Here is a 3,211-nt window from a genome sequence, read left to right on the forward strand (position 1 = left end):
GCACCGCCGCGGCGCCGCCCGCCACCATGGGCGCGGACGGCCCCGAGCCGCCCGTGTCCGAGGCCACCGGAGTGCTCCGCGGCGCCGCGACGGCCTGGGCCGGCGTGCCGTCGGAGGCGGCCGACGCCGAAGGGCCGGCGGACACCGGGCTCGCCGTCGGACCCGCACTGCCGCTCGGACTCGAGGACGCCGTGCGCGTCGCCGCAGCGGCAGGCGTACGGGTCCCGGGCTTGCTGTCCGTCTTTCCTTCCGTAACCGCTTGCGGGAACACCACGTCCGAGCACGAGTAGTACGTGTCGGGCGTGCTGCTGTTCTGCCAGATCGTGTACAGCACCTGACGTCCCGTCCGGTCGGCGGGCAGCTTCGCGGTGAAACGGTAGGCGCCGTTCGTCAACGCCGGGTTCCGCACCTCGGCGAACGGGCGCTCCGGCAGATCGGACCAGGTAAGCGGTTTCGACGGGTCGTACCCCGGCTTGGTCAGATACAGCTTGAAGGTGCCCTCGTGCGCGATCGTCGAGGCGTACGTCAGCCGCAACGTGCCCCCCGGCTTCAGCCGCGTGGACGGCCAGTCGGCGCGGGCCAGGTCGAGCCCCCGGTACGCGGCCAGGCCTCCGCTGCACAACCGCCCGTCGGGCACGGTCTGCCGGTCACGGCCGTTCACGTCGGCCACACGCAGGTTGTCCCAGGCGGCGAAGGACGTGCCGTTGGCCCTGACGGCCGCACGGCAGGCCGCCGACCCGGCGTCGGCGCCGCCCTCGGGCGAGCAGGCGTACACCCGGCTGACCGGGTCGGTCGGCGCGCCGTGCGCCTGGGCCGGTCCGGCGGCCCACAGGCCCAGCAGGAACGGCGCTGCGACGGCGCTGGCCAGCGCCGCGGTGCGGTGTGCGGTCGTGCGGGGCATCGGGGACGTCTCCTCGGCCGGCGCGGGAACGGTCTGCCGTCAGTACGGGAAGGCGGCCGCCCGCGTTCAACCCGCCTGCGCGCAGAGCCCCATTGGCCTGTACCACCACGCCAAATCGGTCGATCACCGGCCGATCGCGCGCACCGCGGGGGAGCGGCCGCCGGGTCGAGGGTTTCCCCTGTATCCGCGTGACCGTTCCTTTGCCTATCGTTCGTTCACAGCCGAACCAAAGGTGACCCCGAGCGGATCGGCTCCCCGCGCGCCGGCCGGCCTTCCGCGCTGCTCTTCGATTCACCCCCCGCCGCTTCGACGCCGAAGCGAATCGACCGCCGCTCCGCCCTGTCCGGAGCCGGCCACCGAAAGGCACGCTCTTGCGCACCTCCCCTGCCTTGAGACGGAAGCTCATATCCGTCGCCGCGGTCTCCGCGGCCCTGCTCACCGCTGCCTCGACCGCCTCGGCCGTCGCCGTCCAGGACTCCGCCTCCGCGGCCTCCGACGTCCCCGCTGCGCAGACCGAGGCCGCGCCCGGGGCCCCCGCCGAGCGCCTCATCGTCGGCTACAGGTCCGGCGTCGCCGAAGCCACGTCCAACCCGGCCGCCGAGGCCGACGCCGCCGCCAAGGGCAAGGAGGCCGGCGAGGACGTCGACTTCCAGCGCCGCCTCGGCACCGGCGCCGCCCTGATCGACCTGGGCGAGGACCTCACGAAGGCGGACGTCGCCGACGTCGTCGCCCGCTACAAGGCCGACCCGCAGGTCGCCTACGTGGTCCCGGACCGCCTGAACAAGCCCCAGGCCGTCGACCCGAACGACACCGAGTACGCCAAGCAGTGGGACCTCTTCGAGTCCACCGCCGGCATGAACGTGCCGGGCGCGTGGGACACCTCAACGGGTGCGGGCGTGACGGTCGCCGTCATCGACACCGGTTACGTCGCGCATTCCGACCTCGCCGCGAACATCGTCGGCGGCTACGACTTCGTCTCCGACACCGCCGTCTCCGTCGACGGCGACGGCCGTGACTCCAACCCGGCCGACCCGGGCGACTGGTACAACGCCAACGAGTGCGGCTCGGGCATCCCCGCCAGCACCTCCTCCTGGCACGGCACGCACGTGGCCGGCACCATCGCCGCCGTCACGAACAACGGCAAGGGCGTCGCGGGCATCGCGTACGGCGCGAAGATCTCCCCGCTCCGCGTGCTCGGCAAGTGCGGCGGTTACGACTCCGACATCATCGACGCCATCACCTGGGCGTCCGGCGGAACCGTTTCCGGTGTTCCCGCCAACTCCAACGTCGCCAAGGTCATCAACATGAGCCTCGGCGGCGACGGAGCCTGCTCCGCGGCGACGCAGAGCGCCATCACCGGCGCCGTGAACCGCGGCACCACCGTCGTCGTGGCCGCGGGCAACGAGAGCGACAACGTCGCGAACCACAACCCGGGCAACTGCAACAACGTCATCTCGGTCGCCGCGACCAACCGCAGCGGCGCGAAGGCGTCGTACTCCAACTTCGGCTCCCTCGTGGACATCTCGGCGCCCGGCGGCCAGACCAGCACCGGCACCGCGAACGGCATCCTCTCCACGCTGAACTCCGGCACGAAGACGCCGTCGAGCGAGTCGTACGCCTACTACCAGGGCACCAGCATGGCCACCCCGCACATCGCGGGCCTGGTCGCGCTCATGAAGTCGGCGAACCCCTCGCTGACCCCGGCGCAGATCGAGTCGGCCATCAAGAGCAACGCCCGCCCGCTGCCCGGCGCCTGCTCCGGCGGCTGCGGCGCGGGTCTGGCCGACGCGGCCAAGACGGTGCAGGCGGTGAGCGGCTCCGGCGGCGGCTCCACGGGGGGAACCGTTTTCTCCAACACGACCGCGCTGGCGATCCCGGACAACGGCTCCGCCGTCGAGTCCTCGATCGCCGTCACCGGCCGCACGGGCAACGCCCCCTCCGCCCTCCAGGTCGGCGTGGACATCACCCACACCTACCGCGGCGACCTGGTGATCGACCTCGTCGCGCCCGACGGCACGGCCTACCGGCTGAAGGCGGCCAGCTCCTCCGACTCGGCGGACGACGTCGTGACCACCTTCACGGTGAACGCCTCCAGCGAGACCGCCAACGGCACGTGGAAGCTGCGCGTGCAGGACACGGCCGCACAGGACACGGGCAAGCTCAACAGCTGGAAGCTGACCTTCTAGGAACGACTTCCGTTCGTCGCCGCGGGCGACGAACCGAAGGCCTGCGGGCGGGCCGGCCCGGGTGTGTTACAGATAGGAAGAGCACACCTCAGAAAAACACACAACCACACAAAAAAATCGGGGT

Annotated in this window: 2 protein-coding genes; one reads left to right on the forward strand and one right to left on the reverse strand. The window is 71.8% G+C overall.

What is annotated here, in order from left to right; translation table 11 throughout:
* The coding region (locus ABT300_RS42610; protein ID WP_351688140.1) for a lytic polysaccharide monooxygenase auxiliary activity family 9 protein at positions 1–901 on the reverse strand (901 nt) is incomplete at its 3' end.
* Positions 902–1,272: 371 nt separating this feature from the next.
* On the opposite strand from ABT300_RS42610, the gene ABT300_RS42615 reads away from it, so the two are divergent.
* Positions 1,273–3,087 (forward strand): S8 family peptidase, encoded by a 1,815-nt coding sequence (locus ABT300_RS42615; RefSeq protein ID WP_351688143.1) that lies wholly within the window; start codon positions 1,273–1,275, stop codon positions 3,085–3,087.
* Positions 3,088–3,211: the final 124 nt, after the last annotated feature.

Source organism: Streptomyces sp. NPDC001027 (genome assembly GCF_040299045.1).
Taxonomy (GTDB): domain Bacteria; phylum Actinomycetota; class Actinomycetes; order Streptomycetales; family Streptomycetaceae; genus Streptomyces.